This window comes from Catellatospora sp. NPDC049133 (assembly GCF_040648455.1).
Classification (GTDB): domain Bacteria; phylum Actinomycetota; class Actinomycetes; order Mycobacteriales; family Micromonosporaceae; genus Catellatospora; species Catellatospora aurea.
The window spans coordinates 36,922-57,531 of sequence record NZ_JBEZDT010000038.1; the positions used below are offsets into that span (position 1 = coordinate 36,922).

The 20,610-nt window shown below is 72.4% G+C and carries 13 protein-coding genes and 1 pseudogene; 10 read left to right on the top strand and 4 right to left on the bottom strand.

Annotated elements, in window-relative coordinates; translation table 11 throughout:
• Positions 1-54: 54 nt before the first annotated feature.
• A complete protein-coding gene (locus AB0B35_RS33555; protein ID WP_360535470.1) occupies positions 55-417 on the top strand; it encodes a helix-turn-helix domain-containing protein in 363 nt (120 codons plus the stop codon).
• 3 nt (positions 418-420) lie between these two features.
• On the opposite strand, the gene AB0B35_RS33560 is transcribed toward AB0B35_RS33555, so the two are convergent.
• A complete protein-coding gene (locus tag AB0B35_RS33560; protein WP_361053302.1) occupies positions 421-2,778 on the bottom strand; it encodes an FdhF/YdeP family oxidoreductase in 2,358 nt (785 codons plus the stop codon).
• Between the two features lie 263 nt (positions 2,779-3,041).
• On the opposite strand from AB0B35_RS33560, the gene AB0B35_RS33565 reads away from it, so the two are divergent.
• The 5 genes from AB0B35_RS33565 (at position 3,042) to AB0B35_RS33585 (ending at position 10,697) form a co-directional block, all read left to right on the top strand.
• Positions 3,042-3,476 carry a nitroreductase family deazaflavin-dependent oxidoreductase gene (locus AB0B35_RS33565; RefSeq protein ID WP_361053305.1) on the top strand — a complete coding sequence of 145 codons (435 nt, stop codon included), beginning with the start codon at positions 3,042-3,044 and terminating at the stop codon, positions 3,474-3,476.
• A 99-nt stretch (positions 3,477-3,575) separates the two neighbouring features.
• Positions 3,576-7,697 carry a trypsin-like peptidase domain-containing protein gene (locus AB0B35_RS33570; RefSeq protein WP_361053308.1) on the top strand — a complete coding sequence of 1,374 codons (4,122 nt, stop codon included), beginning with the start codon at positions 3,576-3,578 and terminating at the stop codon, positions 7,695-7,697.
• Between the two features lie 2 nt (positions 7,698-7,699).
• Positions 7,700-8,056 (top strand): CU044_2847 family protein, encoded by a 357-nt coding sequence (locus AB0B35_RS33575; RefSeq protein WP_361053312.1) that lies wholly within the window; start codon positions 7,700-7,702, stop codon positions 8,054-8,056.
• A gap of 26 nt (positions 8,057-8,082) precedes the next feature.
• Positions 8,083-8,826, top strand: coding sequence for an ABC transporter ATP-binding protein (locus AB0B35_RS33580; RefSeq protein WP_361053378.1), 744 nt, complete (start codon positions 8,083-8,085; stop codon positions 8,824-8,826).
• The gene (locus AB0B35_RS33585) at positions 8,811-10,697 is read left to right on the top strand and encodes a hypothetical protein (RefSeq protein ID WP_361053314.1); all 1,887 of its coding nucleotides are present in this window, start codon (positions 8,811-8,813) and stop codon (positions 10,695-10,697) included. The genes AB0B35_RS33580 and AB0B35_RS33585 overlap by 16 nt, the downstream gene beginning before the upstream one ends.
• A 54-nt stretch (positions 10,698-10,751) precedes the next feature.
• Here the strand turns inward: AB0B35_RS33585 and AB0B35_RS33590 are convergent, their stop codons facing one another.
• A complete protein-coding gene (locus AB0B35_RS33590; RefSeq protein WP_361053317.1) occupies positions 10,752-11,426 on the bottom strand; it encodes an alpha/beta fold hydrolase in 675 nt (224 codons plus the stop codon).
• 370 nt (positions 11,427-11,796) lie between these two features.
• Between AB0B35_RS33590 and AB0B35_RS33595 the strand changes: the two are divergent.
• The 3 genes and pseudogenes from AB0B35_RS33595 to AB0B35_RS33605 all read left to right on the top strand — a co-directional run.
• Positions 11,797-13,587 (top strand): annotated as a pseudogene (locus AB0B35_RS33595) (family 43 glycosylhydrolase); the annotation flags it as partial.
• 156 nt (positions 13,588-13,743) lie between these two features.
• Entirely contained in the window at positions 13,744-14,733 is a 990-nt protein-coding gene (locus AB0B35_RS33600) for an ATP-binding cassette domain-containing protein (protein ID WP_361053320.1), read from the top strand.
• Positions 14,734-14,800: 67 nt separating this feature from the next.
• A complete protein-coding gene (locus AB0B35_RS33605) occupies positions 14,801-15,649 on the top strand; it encodes an ABC transporter permease (protein WP_361053323.1) in 849 nt (282 codons plus the stop codon).
• Positions 15,650-15,671: 22 nt separating this feature from the next.
• Here the strand turns inward: AB0B35_RS33605 and AB0B35_RS33610 are convergent, their stop codons facing one another.
• Positions 15,672-18,806, bottom strand: coding sequence for an AAA family ATPase (locus tag AB0B35_RS33610; RefSeq protein ID WP_361053381.1), 3,135 nt, complete (start codon positions 18,804-18,806; stop codon positions 15,672-15,674).
• A 239-nt stretch (positions 18,807-19,045) separates the two neighbouring features.
• On the opposite strand from AB0B35_RS33610, the gene AB0B35_RS33615 reads away from it, so the two are divergent.
• Entirely contained in the window at positions 19,046-20,077 is a 1,032-nt protein-coding gene (locus AB0B35_RS33615; protein WP_361053326.1) for a hypothetical protein, read from the top strand.
• Positions 20,078-20,149: 72 nt separating this feature from the next.
• Here AB0B35_RS33615 and AB0B35_RS33620 read toward each other — a convergent pair whose 3' ends face one another.
• On the bottom strand, positions 20,150-20,590 hold the full coding sequence (locus tag AB0B35_RS33620) for a VOC family protein (protein WP_361053329.1): 441 nt from the start codon (positions 20,588-20,590) through the stop codon (positions 20,150-20,152).
• Positions 20,591-20,610: the final 20 nt, after the last annotated feature.

A 20,610-nucleotide genomic window follows, 5' to 3' on the forward strand; every position in this document is an offset into this window, starting at 1 on the left:
GGTCGGCACGAGTGGGCAAAACTCGGGTTAGCTACTTACCATGGGTAAGTGACTATGAAGCTCTCCGCCTACGTGCCCGACCACCACGACGCCAGCGACGCCGCCTGCCGGGGCTTCCAACCGGTCCTCGAACTGCTGGGCCGCCGGTGGGTCGGCATGATCATGCTCGCCGGGCGGCGCGGGGCACGCCGGTTCGGGCACTACCGCGCCTTCGCCGACGGCATCTCCGACCGCGTGCTGACCCAGCGCCTGCGCGAACTCGAACAGCACGGACTTGTCGAGCGGCAGGTCATTCCCAGCACTCCGGTGCAGATCCTGTACACGCCCACGGCCCGCGGCGTCGAGCTGATGGACGCGCTGCAGCCGCTGTTCGACTGGACCGCCCGCAACCCGGGCGTGTTCACACACCAGGAGTGACCGTCAGGCGGCCGCCTGCTTGACCACCTCGACCACCAGGTGCTTGGTGACCGGCTGTTCGCTCTGGCTGCTCATGTCGGCGAGGCCGCACAGCACGTTCAGCTCCGGCATGTAGCCGGCCGCGTTGCCCGGTGGGACCATGTACTCGACCGCCCGGTAGCCGTACAGGGTGCGCCGGGTGCCGTCCTTGGAGAAGCTGGTCACGTCGATCAGGTCGAAGTCGGACAGGCCCCGTTCGCGCATGTCGTCGGCGTTCATGAAGATGACCGTGCGCATGCCCTTGACGCCGCGGTAGCGGTCGTCGTTGGAGTAGATGCTGGTGTTGAACTGGTCGTGCGAGCGCACCGTCGTCAGCATCAGCCGGCCCTCGCCGGGGTCGACGTCGTCGGGCAGCGGCCCGGACCAGAACTCGGCCCGCCCCGACGGCGTCAGGAACGTGCGCTCGCGGGCCGGCTGGGCGAGCCGGAACCCGTGCGGGCGGCGGGCCTTGGCGTTGAAGTCCTCGAACCCGGGCAGCACCTGTGCCATGGTGTCGCGGATGCGGTCGTAGTCGTCCACATAGTCCTGCCAGGGCGTACGGCTGTCGGGCAGGGTGGCGCCGGCCATGCCGCCGAGGATCGAGCACTCCGAGCGCAGGTGCGGTGAGGCCGGGTCCTTCATGCCGTACGAGATGTGCACCATCGCCATCGAGTCCTCGACGGTGACGCCCTGCTCCCCGGCGGCCTGCTCGTCGCGTTCGGACCGGCCGAGGCACGGCAGGATCAGGGCGCGCCGCCCGTGCACCACGTGGCTGCGGTTGAGTTTGGTGCTCACCTGCACGGTCAGGTCGCAGTTGCGCACCGCCTCGAAGGTGCGCGGCAGGTCGGGCGCGGCCAGCACGAAGTTGCCGCCCAGCGCGACGAACACCTTCACCTCGCGGCGCTGCATCGCCTCGATCGCCGCCACGGTGCCCAGGCCGTGCTCGCGCGGCGGGTCGATCCCGCACACCTGCGCCAGCTTGTCCAGGAACGCCGGGGTCGGCCGGTGGTCGATGCCGCAGGTGCGGTTGCCCTGCACGTTGCTGTGCCCGCGGACCGGTGCGGGACCGGCCCCTGGGCGGCCGATGTTGCCGCGCAGCAGCAGCACGTTCATGATCTCGCGGACGGTGTCCACGCCGTGCTCGTGCTGGGTCAGCCCGAGGCACCACGCGATGATGACGCGCTGCGAGGCCAGGTACGACGCGGCCAGCGAGCGGATGTCGGCCTCGGCGATGCCCGAGCCCTGCACGAGGTCGGCCCACGGCGTCGCCGCGACGACCGCGCGGTACTGCTCGAACCCGGACGTGTGCGTGTCGATGAACTCCCGGTCGAGCGCGGCCGGGTCGCGGTCGGCGGCTTCGAGCACCGCCTTGGCGACACCGCGCATCAGGGCCAGGTCGCCGCCGATGCGCACCTGGACGTTACGGGTGCCGGTGCGGGTGGTGCGGAAGGTGGCCATGTCGACGAACTCGTGCGGCACGATGGTGCGCCGCGAGGCCGCCTCGATCAGCGGGTTGATGTGCACCAGCGCCGCGCCGCGCCGGTCGGCCTCGGCCAGCCAGGTGAGCATGCGGGGCGCGTTGCTGGCCGCGTTGTCGCCCATCAGCCAGATCGCGTCGGCCTGCTCCCAGTCCTCCAGGTCGGTGGTGCCCTTGCCGGAGCCGATGGCCGCGGTCAGCGCCCGGCCGCTGGCCTCGTGGCACATGTTCGAGCAGTCCGGCAGGTTGTTCGTGCCGAACTCGCGTACCCAGAGCTGGTAGAGGAACGTGGCCTCGTTGCTCAGCCGCCCGGAGGTGTAGAACGCCGCCTCGTGCGGGCTGCCCAGGCCGCGCAGAGTGCTGCCGACCAGGGCGAACGCGTCCTCCCAGGAGATCGGCACGTAGTGGTCGGTGTCCGGGTCGTAGGTCATCGGCTCGGCCAGCCGGCCGACCGCCTCCAGGTCGTAGTCGGTCCACGTGGCCAGCTCGGCGACGGTGTGCGCGGCGAAGAAGTCGCGGTCGGCCCGGGGCGGTGTCATCTCCCAGGTGACGTGCTTGACGCCGTTCTCGCAGATGTCCAGCCGCAGGCCGGTCGGGTCGTCCGGCCAGGCGCAGCCGGGACAGTCGAACCCGCCGTCCTCCTGGTTCATCACCAGCAGCGCCCGGATGCCCTCCACCGGTTCCGGGCTGCCCAGCAGCACTTTGCTGACACTGCGCGCCGCACCCCAGCCCGCCGCCGGGTGGTGGTACTCGTGCCGCGAGTGGTCGCCGTCCGGCACCGGGCCGCGGCCCAGCGCGGCCGCGCCGGGCACGGCGCCCATCATCAGCTGCTCGGTGTCGGCTGCCGGGTCGGGTGACGGTGCCATCGGATCCGCCTTCCTCGCGCGCCCGCCGGGACCGGTCGGCGCCGGAGGTCTGTGCCATGACTCGGGCCACCGGCCCGCCTCCTCAGGGCGGCGACCGGCGCAGATGGAGATCACTTTATGCCCGCCGGCCCGGTTCGGGGCAGGTTCGGCCAAACCCGCCCTGACCGAGCCGTTCGCCAGGCCGTCCAGCGCCGGAGCAGGACACCGATGGCGCCCCGGGCACCGGCCGCGCGATCGGCTGCGTCCGCCCTAAAGTGTGACGAATGGAGCTGACAGGGGAGTACGTACCCGGAACCTGGGACATGTCGGTCAAGCAGGTCGAGACCTACGAGTCGAGCGGTGGCACGAAGGGCACCACGATCATGGGCAAGCCCGTGGTCATCGTGACGATGCGCGGCGCGAGGTCCGGGAAGATCCGCAAGACCCCGCTGATGCGGGTCGAGCACGGGGGCAGCTACGCCATCGTGGCGTCGGTCGGCGGGCGGCCGAGCAACCCCGACTGGTACCACAACATCGTCGCCGACCCCGAGGTGATGCTGCAGGACGGGCCGGACCGCAGGGCGTACACGGCGCACCTGGCCACCGGTGACGAGCGTCGGGTGTGGTGGGACCGGGCCGTCGAGGCGTTCCCGACCTACACCGACTACCAGCGCAAGGTCACCCGCGAGATCCCGGTCTTCGTCCTCGACCCGGCCTGAGCGTACGCCCTCCGGGACCGCGCCCGGCCTGACGAGCCTCTAATATGGAGCCTTCGTCGGGCCGGGCCGCCGACCGGCGCGGAGGGGGCGTGAGCGGGGATGTCCGCCGAGCAACGGCTGCACGCGAGCGTGGTGTCGATCGATCTCCCGAACGGCCACCCGGTCGGCGCGGGTTTCGTGGCCGCGCCCGACCTGGTCTGCACCGCCGCCCACGTGCTCACCAAGCTGCTGGCCCGCGGCACCGCCGAGCCCGGCGTGGGCACGCGGATCGAGGTCCGCTTCCGGGCCACCGGCACCACCGGCACGGCCGTCGTCGAGGTGTGGCGGCCCGCACGGGAGGCCGACATCGCCGTGCTGCGGCTGGCCGCGCCCGCGCCGGACGGGGTGCGACCGGTCCGCCTCGTGGACGAACCCGACGCCTGGGGGCACCGGTGCCGGATGTTCGGCTTCCCGGAGCACCACCCGGACGGCGTGTGGGCCGTCGGCACGATGCACGGCCGGCAGGGCACGGGCTGGCTGCAGATCGACGACGACCGCAACGCCGGCTTCTGGGCCACGCAAGGCTTCAGCGGCGGCCCCGTCTGGGACGACGACCGCCAGGCCGTGACCGGCATGATCGTCGCGACGGAGGCGCTGGCCGGTCGGCGTACGGCATACGCCCAGCCCGCGGCCGTGCTGCTCGCCGCGGCACCGGAGCTGGCCGGCTGGGCCGAGCCGCCGGGCCGGTGGGACGACAGCCCGTTCCGCGGCCTGGAGCCGTTCCGCGAGCAGGACGCCTCGCTCTACTTCGGACGCGCCACCGAGGCGGCCGAGCTCGCCGAGACCGTGTGGCGGGAGCCGTTCACGGTGCTCAACGGCGCGTCCGGCACCGGCAAGTCGTCGCTGCTGTCCGCCGGAGTGCTGCCCCGGCTGCGGGAGCGGCCAGCCGTCATCGTCGGCCTGCGGGTCGCCGCCGGCGTCACCGCCGAGGGCGTGCTCACCCGGGCGCTGTCGCGGGCCTTCGACCTGCCCGACGCGACCCCCGCCGAGATCGCCGCCGACCTGCGCGCGGGGCGCGTCGGCGACCTCGTCGTCCGGGCCCTGGACCGGGCGTACGCGCAGCGGCTCGTCATCGTCGTCGACCAGCTCGAAGAACTGGTCGGCCACGACCCCGCGCAGGCCACCGAGCTGTTCGCGCTGCTGCGTGCGCTGTGGGAGTCGACCCGCACCGTGCGGGTCATCGTCACGCTGCGCTCGGACTTCCTGGACCAGGCCGCGGCGCTGTCCGGGCTCGGCCCGGCGTGGACGCACGCGATCACCTACCTGGCCCCGCTGACCGGCGACGCGCTGCGCGAAGCGGTCGAGGGGCCGCTCGCGGCGGCGGACCGCGCTGCCGAACCTCGGCTGGTGGAGCGCATCCTCACCGACGCGGGCGCGACCGCCGGCGCCCTGCCGATGGTCGAGTTCCTGCTCGAACGGCTGTGGCGGTCCGAACCCGGCGACGTGCTCACCCACGAGACGTACGACGCCCTCGGCGGGGTCGGCGGCGTCATCGCCGGCTACGCCGAGGAGGTGCTGCGCGAACGCGTCCCGAAGGCCGAGCTGCCCGCGGTGCGCTCGCTGATGCTGCGACTGGTGCAGCCGACCGCCGCCGGGACCGCGCTGCGGCGTCCCGTGCGCGCCCAGGACCTGACCGCGCCGATGCTGGCCGTCGCGCGGGAACTGGCCGCCGCCCGGCTCGTCGTCACGTCGCAGGACCGCGACACCGGGGCGGTCACCTACGAGCTGACCCACGACGCGCTGACGCGCCGCTGGCAGCGCCTGGAGGACTGGCTGAAGGAGTCGGCCGAGTTCTGGCAGTGGTACGAGACCCTGCGCATCAGCCGCGAGCAGGGTGAGCCGCTGCGCGGCTCGCGGCTGGAGGCGGCCCGAAACTGGCTGCGCAGCAACGGCGACGACCTCACCCAGGACGACCGGGACTTCATCCTGGCCAGCCGCCAGCGCAGCCGCCGGTTCGCCTGGGCGTGGCGGTCGGTGGCCGGGGTGCTGGTGCTGCTGTTGGCGGCGACGGTCGTGTTCGCGGTGCGGCTGCAGGAGCAGAGCGACGACCTGCTGGCGCGGCTGCGTGATGCAAGCGCGCGCGACCAGGCGGCGCAGGCGCTGCGGTACACCTCGATCGACCTCAACAAGGCGGCGCTGACCGCGCTGGCCGCCTACCACGACAAACCGTTGTCGGAGTCGACCAGCGCGCTGTTCCAGGTGTACGCGCAACTCCATCAGGTCAGCCGCATCCTGCCGAACACCGCGAACGTGACCAGCCTCGCCTTCGCCGCCGACCCGCCGGCGCTGCTCACCGCAGACGGCCAGCTGCGCCGCTGGCAGCTCGACGGCAGTGGTCGACCCGTCTCCCTCCTTCTCGACGAGTCGGCCTCGGACGTGATCACCGATCGGACCGGCACGCGCATCGCCTACCGCAGCGCGGAAGGCGTGACGGTCATCGACGAGAAGGGTGACCGGAAGAGCCTGGCGCTCGGCAGGTACACCGGTGTGGGGCTCGCGCGATTCGACCCGTCCGGTCAGCGGCTGCTGCTGCTGGTGAGCCGGCACGCGGACGATCCCGTCCGGGCGATGATCTGGGACCTGGGTGACGACACCGAGACCGAGCTGCCGCCGACCGAGGTGCAGTACGCCTGGTTCGGCCCCGACGCCGACACCGTGCTGCTCAGGTCCTCGGCGTCCGGCGACACCGTGGTGTGGGACGTCAAGGCGGGCAAGGCCACCGCGCAGATCGGCGACGACGTCGTGGGCGTCAGCCCGGATGGCAAGCAGCTGGTGCGCTGCCCGAAGTTCTCCAGCAAGGGCACGATGCGGCTGTTCGAACTGCCCGCGATGCGGCAGGTGCGCGAACTGACGACACCGTGCAACGCCGTGTTCGGCAACCAGCTCGGTTTCGACCCCGCGGGCGAGGTGCTGCTGAGCCTGGTGTGGGAGGCCACCTCCGCCAGCCAGGCCGTACAGGTCGTCGCGACCGGCAGCGGAGACACCGGCGTGCTGGCGCTGCCGCGACTCGGCGGGGAGCGCCCCGACCAGCGGGTGGTGCCGGTGGCCGTGCCGCACGACGGCGGCTGGCTCGTGGCGTACGCGGCCGACGGCGGCGTCATTCTGTCCGACGTACCGCGCAACGCGCTCACCGAACTGGGTGCCGACCTCGTCGCGCCCGGCGCGCGGCGGGCGTTCCCGATCGGCCCGTTCGCCGTCGACCGGCAGGCTACTCCGGCCCGGCTGTGGCAGCTGCCGTCAGGACGCCGTGTGGAGAGCGCACTGCCGCCCACTGAGCGGGTGCTGATCGCCGACGACCGCTACCTTTTCACCGCCGACGCCGGCAACGCCACCCTCTCGCTGCGCGATCTGCACGATCCGGCGGTGGTGCGGCATAAGCTGACCACCCCGCCGAGCGGGCCCGGCGAGGCCGCGAGCGCCCGGCTCGGCTGGGCCTGCGTGGTCCGCAGCGCGACCAGACTGGTGCACTTCAACGGCAGTGTGATCCACCGCTGGGACTATCCGAGCCTGCGCCCGCTGGATCCGGTCGATCTGGGCGGGGAGCCGGGCATCGACACCCGGGCCCCCAATGGCACCTGCGCTTACAACGAGCAGCGGCAGCTGCTGGCGGTGAACACGTCAGGCGGCGTGGTCACGCTGTGGAATGCCGAGACCGGCAAGCAGCACGGTTCCCCGTTCCGGTTCGACGAGTTCCGCAGTGTGATGCAGCTGGCCTTCGACGATCGCGGCGAACGGTTGGCCGTCTCCAGCGAACGGGGCCAGGTCGGCATCGTCGACCTCGCACAGCTGAAGCTCGTCGCGACGCTGGCGCCGCCTGCGAACCCCCAGCTCGCCAACGCCTGCTGCCGGCTGCACAGCTTCCACGGCGACACGGTCTACCTGCAGCGCGGCGAGCAGTTCGCGGTCTGGGACGTGACCGGGCCGACGGTGCGCTACACACTGGTGCTGCCCACATCCGACGACCTGGACGAGTACCGGCAGGGCGGCACCGCCATCGATGGGGCGGCGACGACCATGACCGTCAGCGGCGTCGAGTTCGGCCTGCGGCGGTTCGTCCTCGACCCGCAGGAGTGGCGTCGGCACCTGTGCGAGGTGGTCGGCCGCGGACTGACCGAAGACGAACGACGTGCCGCCGCGGCTGAACCCGACGACGAAGACATCTGCCCCGGCTGGAAAGGCTGACCATGCAACCGCTGATCGAAGTGACCCTGGAGGACGGCACCCGGCTGCTGGTCGAGCCGAGCGACGGCGAGCGCGACGAGCTGGTCGAGGCCGGGGTCGGCGACCACATCACCACCGCGCGGGACAGCTTCCAGACCATGATGAGCCGGCTGCGCCCGGTCATCCAGACGGTGACCGACCAGGTCAGCTCGCTGCCCCGGCGGCCGGACAAGTTCACCGTCGAGATCGGGATCAAGATCACGGCCGAGTCCGGCGTGGTGATCGCCAAGGCCGCCAGCGAGGGCCATCTGACCCTGACCATGGAGTGGTCCGGCCCGGAGCGCGGCCCGGTCCCGGGTCCGCGGCAGCCGGGGGAGTGACCGTGGAGACGGAACCGGCCGCGGCGCTGCGGCTGACGGCACTGCACAAGGCGTTCGGCGACACCGTCGCCGTCGACCACATCGACCTGGCCGTGCCCCAGGGGTCGTTCTTCGGGCTCGTCGGACCCAACGGCGCGGGCAAGACGACGGCGCTGTCGATGGCGGTCGGCCTGCTGCGGCCCGACGGCGGCCGGTCGCAGGTGCTGGGCGTCGACGTCTGGTCGGACCCGGACCGGGCGAAGGCGCTCATGGGCGTGCTGCCCGACGGGCTCGCCATGCCCGAACGCCTCACCGGACGGGAGCTGCTGACGTTCCTCGGCCAGTTGCGCGGCATTCCCGCCGACGTCCTGACCGGGCGGGTCCAGGAACTGCTCGACGTCATGGAGCTGGGCGACGCCGAACGCACCCTGGTCGTCGACTACTCGACCGGCATGCGCAAGAAGATCGGCCTGGCCACGGCCCTGCTGCACGGGCCGCGGCTGCTGGTGCTCGACGAACCTTTCGAGGCGGTCGACCCGGTGTCGGCGGCCGCGCTCAAGTCGATCCTGGTGCGGTTCGTCGCCGCGGGCGGTTCGGTGATCCTGTCCAGCCACGTCATGGCACTGGTCGAGCAGCTGTGCGACACGGTCGCCGTGATGGCCAAGGGCCAGGTCGTGGCAGCCGGCCCACTCGACGCCGTACGCGGCGACGGCACGCTGGAGGAGGCGTTCGTCCGGCTCGTCGGCGTCGACACCGGCGACCGGGAGGGCCTGTCGTGGCTGGCGTCCTGAGCGCCCTGCCGGCCGAGGCGCGCATCCTGATCCGGATGAAACTGGCGATCATGCGCCACTCCATGACCGGTGGCAAGGCCGCCTGGATGATCGTCGGCGGGGTCCTCGGGCTCGCGCTGGCGGCCGCCACGATATGGCTCGGCCTGGCCCTGCCCGCCCAGCCGACCGTGGTCGCCGACCTGCTCGCCGCCGTATACCTCATGTGGGCACTGGGCTGGGTGGTCGGGCCGGTCTGGGGCGGCTCGACGCTGCTGCGCGCCGACCACTTCGGGCTGCTGCCCGTGCCGCGCCGGCGGCTCGCCGTCGGCCTGCTCGCCGCGGCCTTCGTCGGCGTCACCGCCGCGGTGACCCTGCTGGCGTTCCTCAGCCTGGTCGGCTACGCGGTCCGGCTCAGCCCCGCATCCGTGCTCGTCGCGCTCCCTGCGGTCGTGCTGCAGCTGGTGTTCGTGGTGCTGCTGTCGAGGGTCGCGACAGTCGTGTTCGGAGTGGTGGCCAAGTCGCGCACCGGCGCGGCGTTCACCGGCGTGCTCATCGCGGCGATGATGGTGCTCGCCCAGTCCGGCTGGATGGTCGCCGTCGCGATCCAGGTGTCCGGTGTGCTCGACACCGGCTTCGGACCGGGCTTCGCCCGCACGGTGCGCGCCGTCCCGTCCGGCTGGGGCGTGGTCGCCGTCGAGTCGGCAGCCCGGGGCAGCTGGTGGTCGGCGGTGGGCGCGCTGATCGGGCTGGTGCTGCTGATCGTGCTGCTGCTGCTCGCGTGGAGCCGCAGCCTAGGCACCCCGCGCCGAGCGCGGGTGACCATCCGCGGCTCCCGTCGGGTTGCCGCGCCGCGCCGGGGCCTGTTCGCCGGGCGCACCGGCGCGGTGCTGCGCAAGGAACTGCGCACCTGGTGGCGCGATCCGCAGCGGACGCAGTCGGTGTTCGTGCCGCTCGCCTGGGCGCTCGGCACGACTGCGCTGCCGCTGACGTTCGGGGAGAAGGTGCTGCTGCCGTGGGCCGCGCCCGCGCTCGCGCTGATGGCGGGCGCGTCGGTGGCCAACCTGTACGGGCAGGACGGCACGGCGCTGTGGCTGACCCTGCTCACCGGCAGCGAGCGGGCCGACCTGCGCGGCCGTCAACTGGCATACCTGCTGATCTTCGGGCCGGTCACGCTCGCGGTGGCGGTGGGGTTCACCGCGTGGAGCGGGCTGGTCTGGGCGTGGCCCTGGGTGCTGGCCCTCGTGCCGGCGATGCTCGGCGGCGGTGCGGGGCTGGGTGCGCTGCTGTCCGTGGTGGCGCTCGCGCCGGGCCCCGACGCCCACAAGCGTCCCGAGAACCCCCTCGAACACGGTGACACGACCGGCCAGGCCAATCTCATGTTCTGGGGCGGACTGCTGCCGGGCATCCCGGCGGCGACGGTGCTCGCCCTCGGCACGGTGTACGACGACGTCTTCCTGCTCTGGGCGGGTGTGCCGGTCGGCGTGGCCACCGGCGTCTTCCTGGCCTGGTGGCTCGGCCGGGTCGCGGTCGGGCGGCTGCGGGCAGGCGGGCCGGAGCTGCTCTTCCTGATGCGCACCGGCCGCAGCAGGCCGGCCCGCGCGGAGCTGCCCAAGCGTGCCGAGGTGTCCAAGGGTGCGGCCCGCACCGCGCTGCTCGGCTGGACACTGGGCTCGATCGCGCTGTTCCCGCAGGGCCTCGTGCCGATGATCTTCCTGCTGGTCGGCGTGGACGTGAAGTCCTGGTTCCTGGCCATGCACGTGCCCGGCGCGTACGCGTGGCCGATCGCCACCGTGATGGTCCTGCTCGGCAGCTACCTGTACTTCCTCGCCATCAAGGCGAGCCGGAAACCGCGCGCGACGCCGGGCCAGGACCAGCAGCTCGAATCGGTCTGAGCACGGCGGCACACGTCGGCGCCGCCCCCGGGCAGGGCGGCGCCGACGGGCCGGTCAGGCCGCGATGAAGCTGCGGATCTGGGTCAGCACGCTGGTGTTGGTGAGGAACCCGATGTGGGTCTCGCACAGCACGTTGTTGTTGCTCGCCCCGGTCAGGCGGGTGCTGGTGTACGGGATGATGATGCCGTCGCAGGCCGAGTACCAGGTGCCGTACCTGGCGCTGCCGGGCGTCTCGTCACCGTCGGCGAGGTCGAGCAGGAACAGCGAGCCCGGGTACATCTCGATGCACGAGACGTTGATCAGGCACGCGCCGGCGTACGTGGTGCCGTGGTTGGCGCCGGCGATCGAGGCGACGTGGCTGACGTTGGCCGAGCCGCCCAGCTCCTCCAGGTACCAGCGGGTGACCAGGCCGCCCATCGAGTGGTTCACGATGGCGACCTTCGACGCGCCGGTCTGCGCCTTGACCTGGTTCACCTTGTCCCGCAGGCCGGCGGCGCTGATCTGGTTGGAACCGGCCCAGTTGTAGTCGTACGTGTAGAGCCGGGTGAAGCCGCCGGCCCGGAAGACCGACAGGGCGGTCGTCCAGTTCGACGAGTTGCCGATGAAGCCGTGTACGAAGATCACCGGCGTGCTGGTCGCCGCGTTCGCGGGCGAGGCCGGGGCGACCACGAGTGCCGCGGCGGCGACCAGTGCCGCGCCGGCGGCGATGAGACGTTGGCGGATACGCATGGGGGAGCCCTTCGTCGGGACGGTGCGGGTGGTGCCAACGAGCATCGGAGCCGCGCCCCGCCGTCTGCATCGGTGTAATCACCGGTCCGCCATCCACCTCGGGCATCGTCAGGTGACGATGTGTCGACGTATAGTGACGACCGGTGGCACGGCGGCCACTCGCGTTCCCGGGTGTTCGATTCCGTTGAATCGGGATCGGACGTGAACGAAGCCGACCCGATCCACTGATGGGAGACCGCCGATGGGCAACCGTCCCTGCCGCATCGCCGCCGCCACCGTGCTCGCCATCCTTGCCGGGATGCTGCTCGGCGCGCCCGCGGCCTCGGCCGTGCCGCCCGACTACACCACCAGCGAGGCGGGCAACCCGTTCGCCGACGGCTGGTACGCCGATCCCGACACCGTCGTCTACGGCGACCGCTACTGGGTGTTCCCGACCACCTCGAAGAGCTACGCCGAGCAGACCTACCTGGACGCCTTCTCGTCCACCGACCTCGTCAACTGGACCAAGCACCCCAACGTGCTGACCAAGGCGAACGTCTCCTGGGCGGCGTACGCGATGTGGGCGCCCGCGCCGATCCAGCGCAACGGCAGGTACTACCTGTACTTCGCGGCCAACGACATCCAGAACAACAGCAGCCTGGGCGGCATCGGCGTGGCCGTGGCGACCCAGCCGCAGGGGCCCTACACCGACGCCCTGGGCCGCCCGCTGATCGCGCAGTTCCAGAACGGCGCGCAGCCCATCGACCAGGACGTCTTCATCGACGACGACGGCCAGGCGTACCTGTACTACGGCGGCTGGGGCCACGCGAACGTGGTCAAGCTCAACGCCGACATGATCAGCCTCGGCACGCACACCGACGGCACCGTCTACAAGGAGATCACTCCCGCGGGCTACGTCGAGGGCCCGCAGATGTTCAAGCGCAACGGAAAGTACTACCTGATGTGGTCCGAGGGCGGCTGGACCGGCCCCGACTACTCCGTTGCGTACGCCGTCGCGAACTCGCCGCTGGGCCCGTTCACCCGGCTCGGCAAGGTGCTCGCCCAGGACGCCGCCGTCGCCCGCGGCTCCGGGCACAACTCCGTGGTCAACATCCCCGGCACCGACACCTGGTACATCGTCTACCACCGCCGCCCGCTCAGCGAGACCGACGGCAACCACCGGCAGCTCGCGTACGACCGGATGGCCTTCAACGCCGACGGCACGATCGCCCCGGTGACGATGCGGGTGCGCGACAACTTCGCCGACGGCAACGCCCTCGGCTGGCGCACCTACGGCGGCTCCTGGTCGCCGACCGGCGGCCGCTACACGGCGGCGAACTCGCTGGGCGGCAAGGCGCTGCTGGACACCAACTTCGGCAACCTCACCTACGACGCCGACGTGGCCGTGACCTCGGGCGGCGGCGACGCCGGGCTCGTCTTCCGGGTCACCAACCCCTCCACCGGCACCGACGGCTACACCGGCTACTACGCCGGCATCAGTCCCGCGGGCCGGGTCGTGCTCGGCCGGGTCAACAACAACTGGACGCAACTGCAGGCCACGGCCATGACCGTCGCCGTCGGCACGACCTACCGGCTGCGGGTGACCGCGATCGGATCCTCGATCAAGGTGTACGTCGACGACATGGCCACGCCGAAGATCAACGTCACGGACGCCACCTACGCCACCGGCGCCACGGGGCTGCGGGTGTTCAACGCCGCGGCGGCCTTCGACAACGTCTCGGTCGGCCCGCCGGTCGGCGCCGGGACCAACCTGGCGCAGGGCCGCCCCGCGACCGGCTCCACCGCGTGCCAGGCAGCCGAAGGCCCGGAGAAGGCCGTGAACGGCACCGTCAACGGCGGCAACACCGACAAGTTCTGCTCCGCAGTCACCGGGGCCTGGCTGCGCGTCGACCTCGGCTCGACGCGGGCGATCAACCGCTTCGAGGTCGCCCACGCCCAGGCGGGCGGCGAGTCGGCGTCCCTCAACACCAGGGCGTTCAGCATCTCCGTGTCCGCCGACGGGGTCACCTGGACCCAGGCCGTCAACGTCACCGCCAACACGGCGGCCACCAGCACCCACCCCGTCACCGTCAGCGGCCGGTACGTCCGGCTGGACGTGGCCACACCCACCCAGCACACCGACATCGCGACCCGCGTCTACGAGCTGCGCGTCTTCGGCTGACCCGTTTCCGCCTGCCGCGCCTGCTCGGTTGTCCGGGTGGCGGGGCACCCGCGCCCCGCCAGATCCGATCTGGCGGGGCGTCTGGCGCCTACCGGGTGGCGGGGTCGCCGCACCGTGCGAGCCGGCCGCGTTGACGTGGTGGACGAGAGGAATGTGATGGCGGTGAACCGAACCGGCCTGGCGGTGGAGACCTCCGGGCTGGTGAAGACGTTCGGCAAGACCCGGGCGGTGGACGGGCTCGACCTGGCGGTCCCCGCCGGGACGGTGTACGGCCTGCTCGGGCCCAACGGGGCGGGCAAGACCACGGCGGTGCGGATGCTGGCCACGCTGCTGCGACCCGACGGGGGAGAAGCCAGGGTGTTCGGGCACGACCTGCGCACCGAGGCCGACGCGGTGCGCACCCGGGTCAGCCTGACCGGCCAGTACGCCTCGGTCGACGAGGACCTGACCGGCACCGAGAACCTGATCCTGCTGGGCAGGCTGCTCGGATACCGCAAACCGGCCGCCCGCGAGCGGTCCGCGCAGCTGCTGGCGGCTTTCGGGCTGACCGAGGCGGCCGACCGGCAGGTCAAGAAGTACTCCGGCGGCATGCGGCGGCGCATCGACATCGCCGCCAGCATCCTGAACACCCCCGACCTGCTGTTCCTGGACGAGCCGACGACGGGCCTGGACCCGCGCAGCCGCAACCAGGTGTGGGAGATCATCCGGGCGGTGGTGGCGCAGGGCACCACGGTGCTGCTGACCACGCAGTACCTGGACGAGGCCGACCAGCTCGCGGGCCGGATCGCGGTCATCGACGAGGGAAAGGTGATCGCCGAGGGCACCCCGGGGCAGCTCAAGTCCTCGATCGGGGCGGGCACCGTGCACCTGCGGCTGCGTGACGCGGCCCAGCGCCCCGAGGCGGAGCGCCTGCTGGCGAAGGTGCTGGACACGACCGTGCAGCAGGAGGCCGACCCGGTCGCGCTGACCGCGCGCGTCGGTGGCTCGGGCGCGGCCGTGGACGCCGCCGCGGCCGGTTCTCGGGCCCTGGCGGAGCTGGCCGGGGCGGGCATCGTCGTCGACGAGTTCTCCCTCGGCCAGCCCAGCCTCGACGAGGTGTTCCTGGCCCTGACCGACAAGGCCGCCCGGACGGAGGAGAAGGCATGAGCGAGCGCAGCGAGCGAATCATGTGGCTGCCGAACCATGCCGCCGACGAGCGAAGCGAGGAGAAGGCATGAGCACTACGACTGTCGCACCTGAGACGTCGGCTTACACGCCGTCGGCGGAGTCCATTGCCGCGGTGCTGGCGCCGGGGGAGAAGCCGCGCCGGCCGGGGCCGCTGTCGGCGTCGCTGACGTTCGGCTGGCGGGCGATGCTGAAGATCAAGCACGTGCCCGAGCAGCTGTTCGACGTCACGATGTTCCCGATCATCATGACGCTGATGTTCACGTACCTGTTCGGCGGCGCGCTGGCCGGTTCGCCGCGCGAGTACCTGCAGTACCTGCTGCCCGGCATCATGGTCACCAGCGTCGTCATGATCACGATGTACACCGGGGTCGGCCTGAACACCGACATCGAGAAGGGCGTCTTCGACCGCTTCCGCACCCTGGCGGTGTGGCGGCCCGCCGCGCTGGTCGGCATGATCTTCGGCGACCTGCTGCGCTACGTGCTGGCCGCACTCGTGATCATGGGCGTCGGGCTGGTGCTGGGCTTCCGGCCCGGCGGCGGCGTGATGGGCGTGGCGGCCGGGATCGGCCTGCTGGTGGTGTTCTCGTTCGCGTTCTCCTGGATCTGGACCTGGCTCGGCCTCATCCTGCGCAGCGAGAAGTCGGTGATGGGCGTCAGCATGCTGGTGCTGTTCCCGCTGACCTTCCTCAGCAACGTGTTCGTGCAGCCCACCACGATGCCGGGCTGGCTGCAGGCGTTCGTGGACGTCAACCCGATCACCCACCTCGTGGCGGCGGTGCGCTCGGTGATGACCGGTGCGCCCGACGCCGGGGCGATCACCTGGGTGCTGGTCGCGAGCGTGGTGTGCACCGCCGTGTTCGGCGCGCTGACCATGTACCGCTACAACCGCAGGTGACGGTCCACCGCCCTGGCGGCGCTCACAGCCGCCAGGGCGGTGCCGGGTCCGGGTGGTAGCCGCAGGCGTTGCCGGTCGACACGCTCGCCCGCAGGTGCGCGGCCAGCTCCGGGTGCAGCTCGTCGAGCCGCCGCAGCGTGTCGCGGATCCGGGCGGTGACCGCCTTGCGGGCGCGCTCGCCGTCGTCGCCGAGCCGCCGGGTACGCCCGCCCAGCCCCGCGGCCGCCCGCAGCTCGGCCAGCAGCGCGTCGCGTTCGGACTCCAGCGCCGCCCGCCGGGCCCGGTCGTCGCGCCGGGCCGCGGCGTCGAGCGCCTCGTCGAGCTGTTCGAGCCGCTCCCGGTACCGCGCTTTCGCGGTTTCGTCCAGCACCGGGTCCGCACCCAAACGCCGGGCCGCGAGGGCCGCCGGGCCGCCCGGCGGGTCGGCGAGCTCCACCGCCGGGATGTCCGTGCCCGGGTGACTGAGCAGCTCGTGCAGATCGCGCAGACCCTTGGCGTCGGGCAGGTGCACGGTCCGGCCGGCGTACCGCAGCCGCCAGGTGGCGTCCTCCCGGCGGAATTCGCAGGCGCCTGCCTCCGGCGCGGCACCGTCGGGCGGGGACGGCGGTTGCCCGGCCAGGTGTGCCATGTCCAGCTCGGCCGCCTCGCGGGCGACCTTCTCCCGCAGCCGGGCGGCGGTCGACGCGTCGCCCGGAGCGTCCCTGGCGGCCAGTGCCCGGGCCAGGCCCGCGCGGGCCCGCACCGCCCACGGCGCGGCCTGCATCCGCTCGGCCGACTCCGCGGCCGCCGTGTACTCGGCCACCGCGTCGTCCCAGCGCCGCTCCGCCGCATTCACCTCAGCCAGCCACAGGTCCAGCGGGCCGCCCACGTCGCAGCCCCACAGCGACACCGCCCACTCCCCGCGGTACGGCGCGAGCGCCTCGCGGGCCCCGGCGCAGCGCCCCGGATCCGCCGTCGCGGCGGCCAGCTGCGCCCGCAGCCGCAGCCACAACCGGGTCACCGAGGTCGGGTACGGGTCGTGCCTGCTGTACGCCTCCGCGGCCGCCACCAGCCGCAGCGCCTCGCCGACGTCACCGCGCTCCACCGCCGTGATCGCCTGGACCAGCGGCAGGTACGGGTGGTCCTGCACGTCGAGCTGCGCCAGCAGCCGGTCCGCCTCGGCGAATCGACCGCGCTGCATCGCCAGCGCCCACTCCAGGTGGTACTGCATGAACGTGAAGTCCGCGTGCGGATGGCCCTCGCTGGCGCGCAGCCGTGCCAGCAGCTCCTCCGCCTCGGCGAAGCGGCCCCGCATGGTGTCGATGACGGCCTGGTCGACGAGTTGCGAGATGCGCATCCGCAAGCTGCCGTCGCGCTCGGCCGCCGCCAGGAACACGCTCAGCTGCTCCAGATAGCCCGGGTCGCCCATCTCCAGCAGCGCCACCCACCGGAACGACGCGGCCAGCGCCTCCGTGCCGGTGTCCGCCGCCCGACGACTCACCTGCTCCATCTCGGCGGTAAGCGCCTCACGCTCACGGGCGCCGCCCGGCCCCCAGTTCAGATCGTGGCGCGCCCACAGGCTGAACATCAGCGCCTCGTCGTCGCGACCGGTGCGGGCCAGGGCCTCGGTGCGGACGATCAGGCTCTGCGCCAGCTGCTCGGGGGTCGCGGCCTCCGCGCCCTCGCCGATCAGCAGCCGGTACGCCTCCCGCAGCAGGCTCTGCCGCAGCTCGGTCCGGCTGCCGCCGGGACGGCCGTGCGGGTGCACGACCAGCGCCACCCAGGCCAGCAGCTCGCCGTCGCCCGTCTCCCGCGCGATCGCGGCAGCCTCCTCGAACAGCTGCCAGCCCTCCGACTTGTCGCCGAGGTGGTAGACGCTGCGGCCCAGTTCGATCAGCACGCGCACCCGCCGGGCGGGCTCGCGCACCCGCTCCAGCGCCCGCCGGTAGTGCGAGATCGCCTCGTCGGCGGCCAGCCGCTCGCCCGCGTCGGCGGCGGCCGCGAGCAGCCGCCGCACCGCGATCTCCGGCTCCAGCAGCGGGCCGGCCAGGTAGGCGTGTCGCGCCAGATCGGCGGGCAGCACCTGGACGGCCAGCTCCGGCGAGGCCTCGGCCGCTCGCACCACCGCCGCGTGCAGTTCCTGCCGCGTCCGCTCGGGCAACCCGTCGTGCAGCGCCTCACGGACCAGGTCGTGGGCGAAGCCGTACCGTCCGACGCCGCGCACGGCGACCAGCCGGGCCTCCTCGGCCTGCGCCAGCAACCGGTCCACCCCGGCGTCCGGCGTGCCCGACGCCGCCACGAGGACCTGCCGCGGGAACTCTCGGCCGAGCACCGCGGCCGTGGCGAGCAGCGCGGTGACGTCCTCGGGCAGCAACGCCAGCCGGCGGTCCAGCGCGTCGCGCACCCCCGGCGCGACCGCCAGCAGGCTGCCGCCGCTGTGCCACAACCGCGCCGTCTGCTCCACGAAGAACGGGTTGCCGCCGGTGCGCCGGTGCACCTCCTCTGCCAGCGCCGGGGCCGGCGCCTTCCCGGTGGTACGCGCCATCAGCTCGGCTACCTCGTCGCGGCCCAGCCCGGTCAGCGTGACCGTGGTCGCCTTCACCGACAGCGGCACCATCAACGCCCGCAGCGGATGCTTCGGCGCCTCCACCTCGACGTCGCGGTACGCCCCGATCAGCAGCACACGCTCCGACCACGTGTGCTGCGCGGCGAACCGGAGCAGCCGCAGCGACGCCGCGTCCGCCCAGTGCAGGTCGTCCAGGGCCACCACCAGCGGACGGCGCTGCGACAGCGCCACGAACGCGCTCGTGACCGCGTCGAACAGGGGGAACTCGCCGTCGAGCGCCGTGTCGTTCGCGTCCGGGCCGCCCTCGCCGAGCAGCACGCTCAGCCCGGCCCCGCCGGCCTGCCGCGCCGCCGCCCAGTCGGCCTGGCCCACGCCGCGACGCACGGCCCGCAGCACCTGCGTCCACGGCCAGAACCCGGGCGCGCTTTCGGCGTCCCAGCAGGTTCCCGCAACGACCAGCGCACCGGACGCGCGGGCCTGCGCCATGGCCGCCGTGAGCAGGGACGTCTTGCCGATGCCCGCCTCCCCGGCGACCAGCACCAGCCCGCCGTGCCCGGCCATCGCCCGGGACACCTCGTCGTGCAGCACCGCCGCCGGATGCGCACGCCCGATCAGCCCCGCGCTCACGCCGGCCTCCACGCGGTCCTCGCCGGCTCGCTGCCCCGAATGCCCATAGACCGACCAGGCTATCCGCCAGGCCGGACATCATCCCGACAGCGTGGCCGCCACCCGGCGGCGTCGCCGAGAGCCGTTCCCCGTGGGGTTGCCGCGCTGTAGCCCTGATGTAGGGCGAATGTAGGCAATGCCGTCATCGTGAGCCGGTCGGCTGTCCAACGGCGGGAAGGAAGCCCATGCCGGTTCGTCACCGCAGATTCGTCCAGGTAACCGCGGTCGCGGCGGTGCTGCTCGCGGGCGGGGTCGCGGCACCGGCCGCGTCGTCGGCCGCCCCCGCACCGGCAGCGGCCGTGGCCGATCGCGTGCTGCGGGTCTACAACAACAACATCGAGAACCTGGTGACCAACAACTCCGACGGGTCGTGCACCCGGATCTCCGGCCCGGACCACCTGACCTCGATGCTGGTCGACGACGCCGGGCGCACCGGCACCAGCGGCGTCGTCGCGCCCGACATCCTCATCGTGCAGCAGGTCCGCGGCACCGGGCAGGCCTCCGCGTACGCCGACCAGCTGTCGGCGAAGTTCGGCTACCCGGCGGGCACGTACAAGGCGATCGTGGTCTGGGACGACCCCGAGCCGTGGGGCAGCACGCACCGCTGCGACGACCAGTCCCTGGGCGACCTGAAGAAGAAGCAGACCAACGCCATCGTCTACAACACCCAGCGCCTCAGCCTGGCCTCCGGCGACATCTCCAAGTACTGGAGCGCGGGCTGGCTCAAGCCGGGAACGTCCTACAACAACGGCGCGGGCTGCACCCTCTACAAGCCGCCGAACAACGACGACGGCAGTACCAACGAGTGGAAGTGGAAGCGCACGAGCGCGATCGCCGCCCGGTTCACCATCAAGGCGACCGGCACCAGCGTGTTCGTGGCGACCATGCACCTGCCGCAGGAGAACCGGCAGAGCGCCTGCGCCGGCGACGGCGACAAGGGCATCGGCGGCACCGGCATCCACCTCGGCGCCGACGCGACCACCCTGCTGAACGCGTCCACGATCCGGATCGTCGGCATCGACGCCAACCGCACCGGCATCCCCGCGAGCACGCTCAGTGCCTACGGCATGACCGGCTACGGCACAGCGGCCACCAACGGCTCCAGCAAGATCGACTACCTGTTCGTCCGGGGCACCGTGCAGCCCTCACCGATCGGCCACACCGTGCCCACCACCAAGTCCAACCACCTGGCCCTCTACAGCTTCATCGCCTTCTGACCGAAAGGAAGGGCACCTTCTACAACGCATGGCGATGTGAAGGTGCCCTTCCTTTCGGTCGGAGCTGGGTGGTCAGCCGGCGGCCTGGCCGAAGTCGGGCAGGATCAGCGAGCCGTCCGGGGCCAGCGTGAAGCCCGGGTTGTGCGCGATCTCCCAGACGTGGCCGTCGGGATCGGCGAAGAAGCCGGCGTAGCCGCCGTAGAAGGTCTCCTGCGCGGGCTTCGTGACCGTCGCCCCGGCCCCGGCCGCCGCCGCCATGATCTCGTCGACCTCGGTGCGGCTGCGTACGTTGTGCGCGAGGGTGATGCCGCCGAAGCCGTCGCCGCCCCGGTCCGGCACCCCGGCGTCGGCGGCGACCTTGTCCCGTCCCCAGAGCACGACCGCGATGCCGCCGGTCTGGAAGAACACGGTCTGCTCGATCTCCTGGCCCCGCCAGCCGAGCCGCTCGTAGAAGGCCCTGGCCCGGGGCAGATCGGCGACCCCGAGCGTGACGATGCTGATCCGCTGTTCCATCGCAGCACCGTAACCCGGCG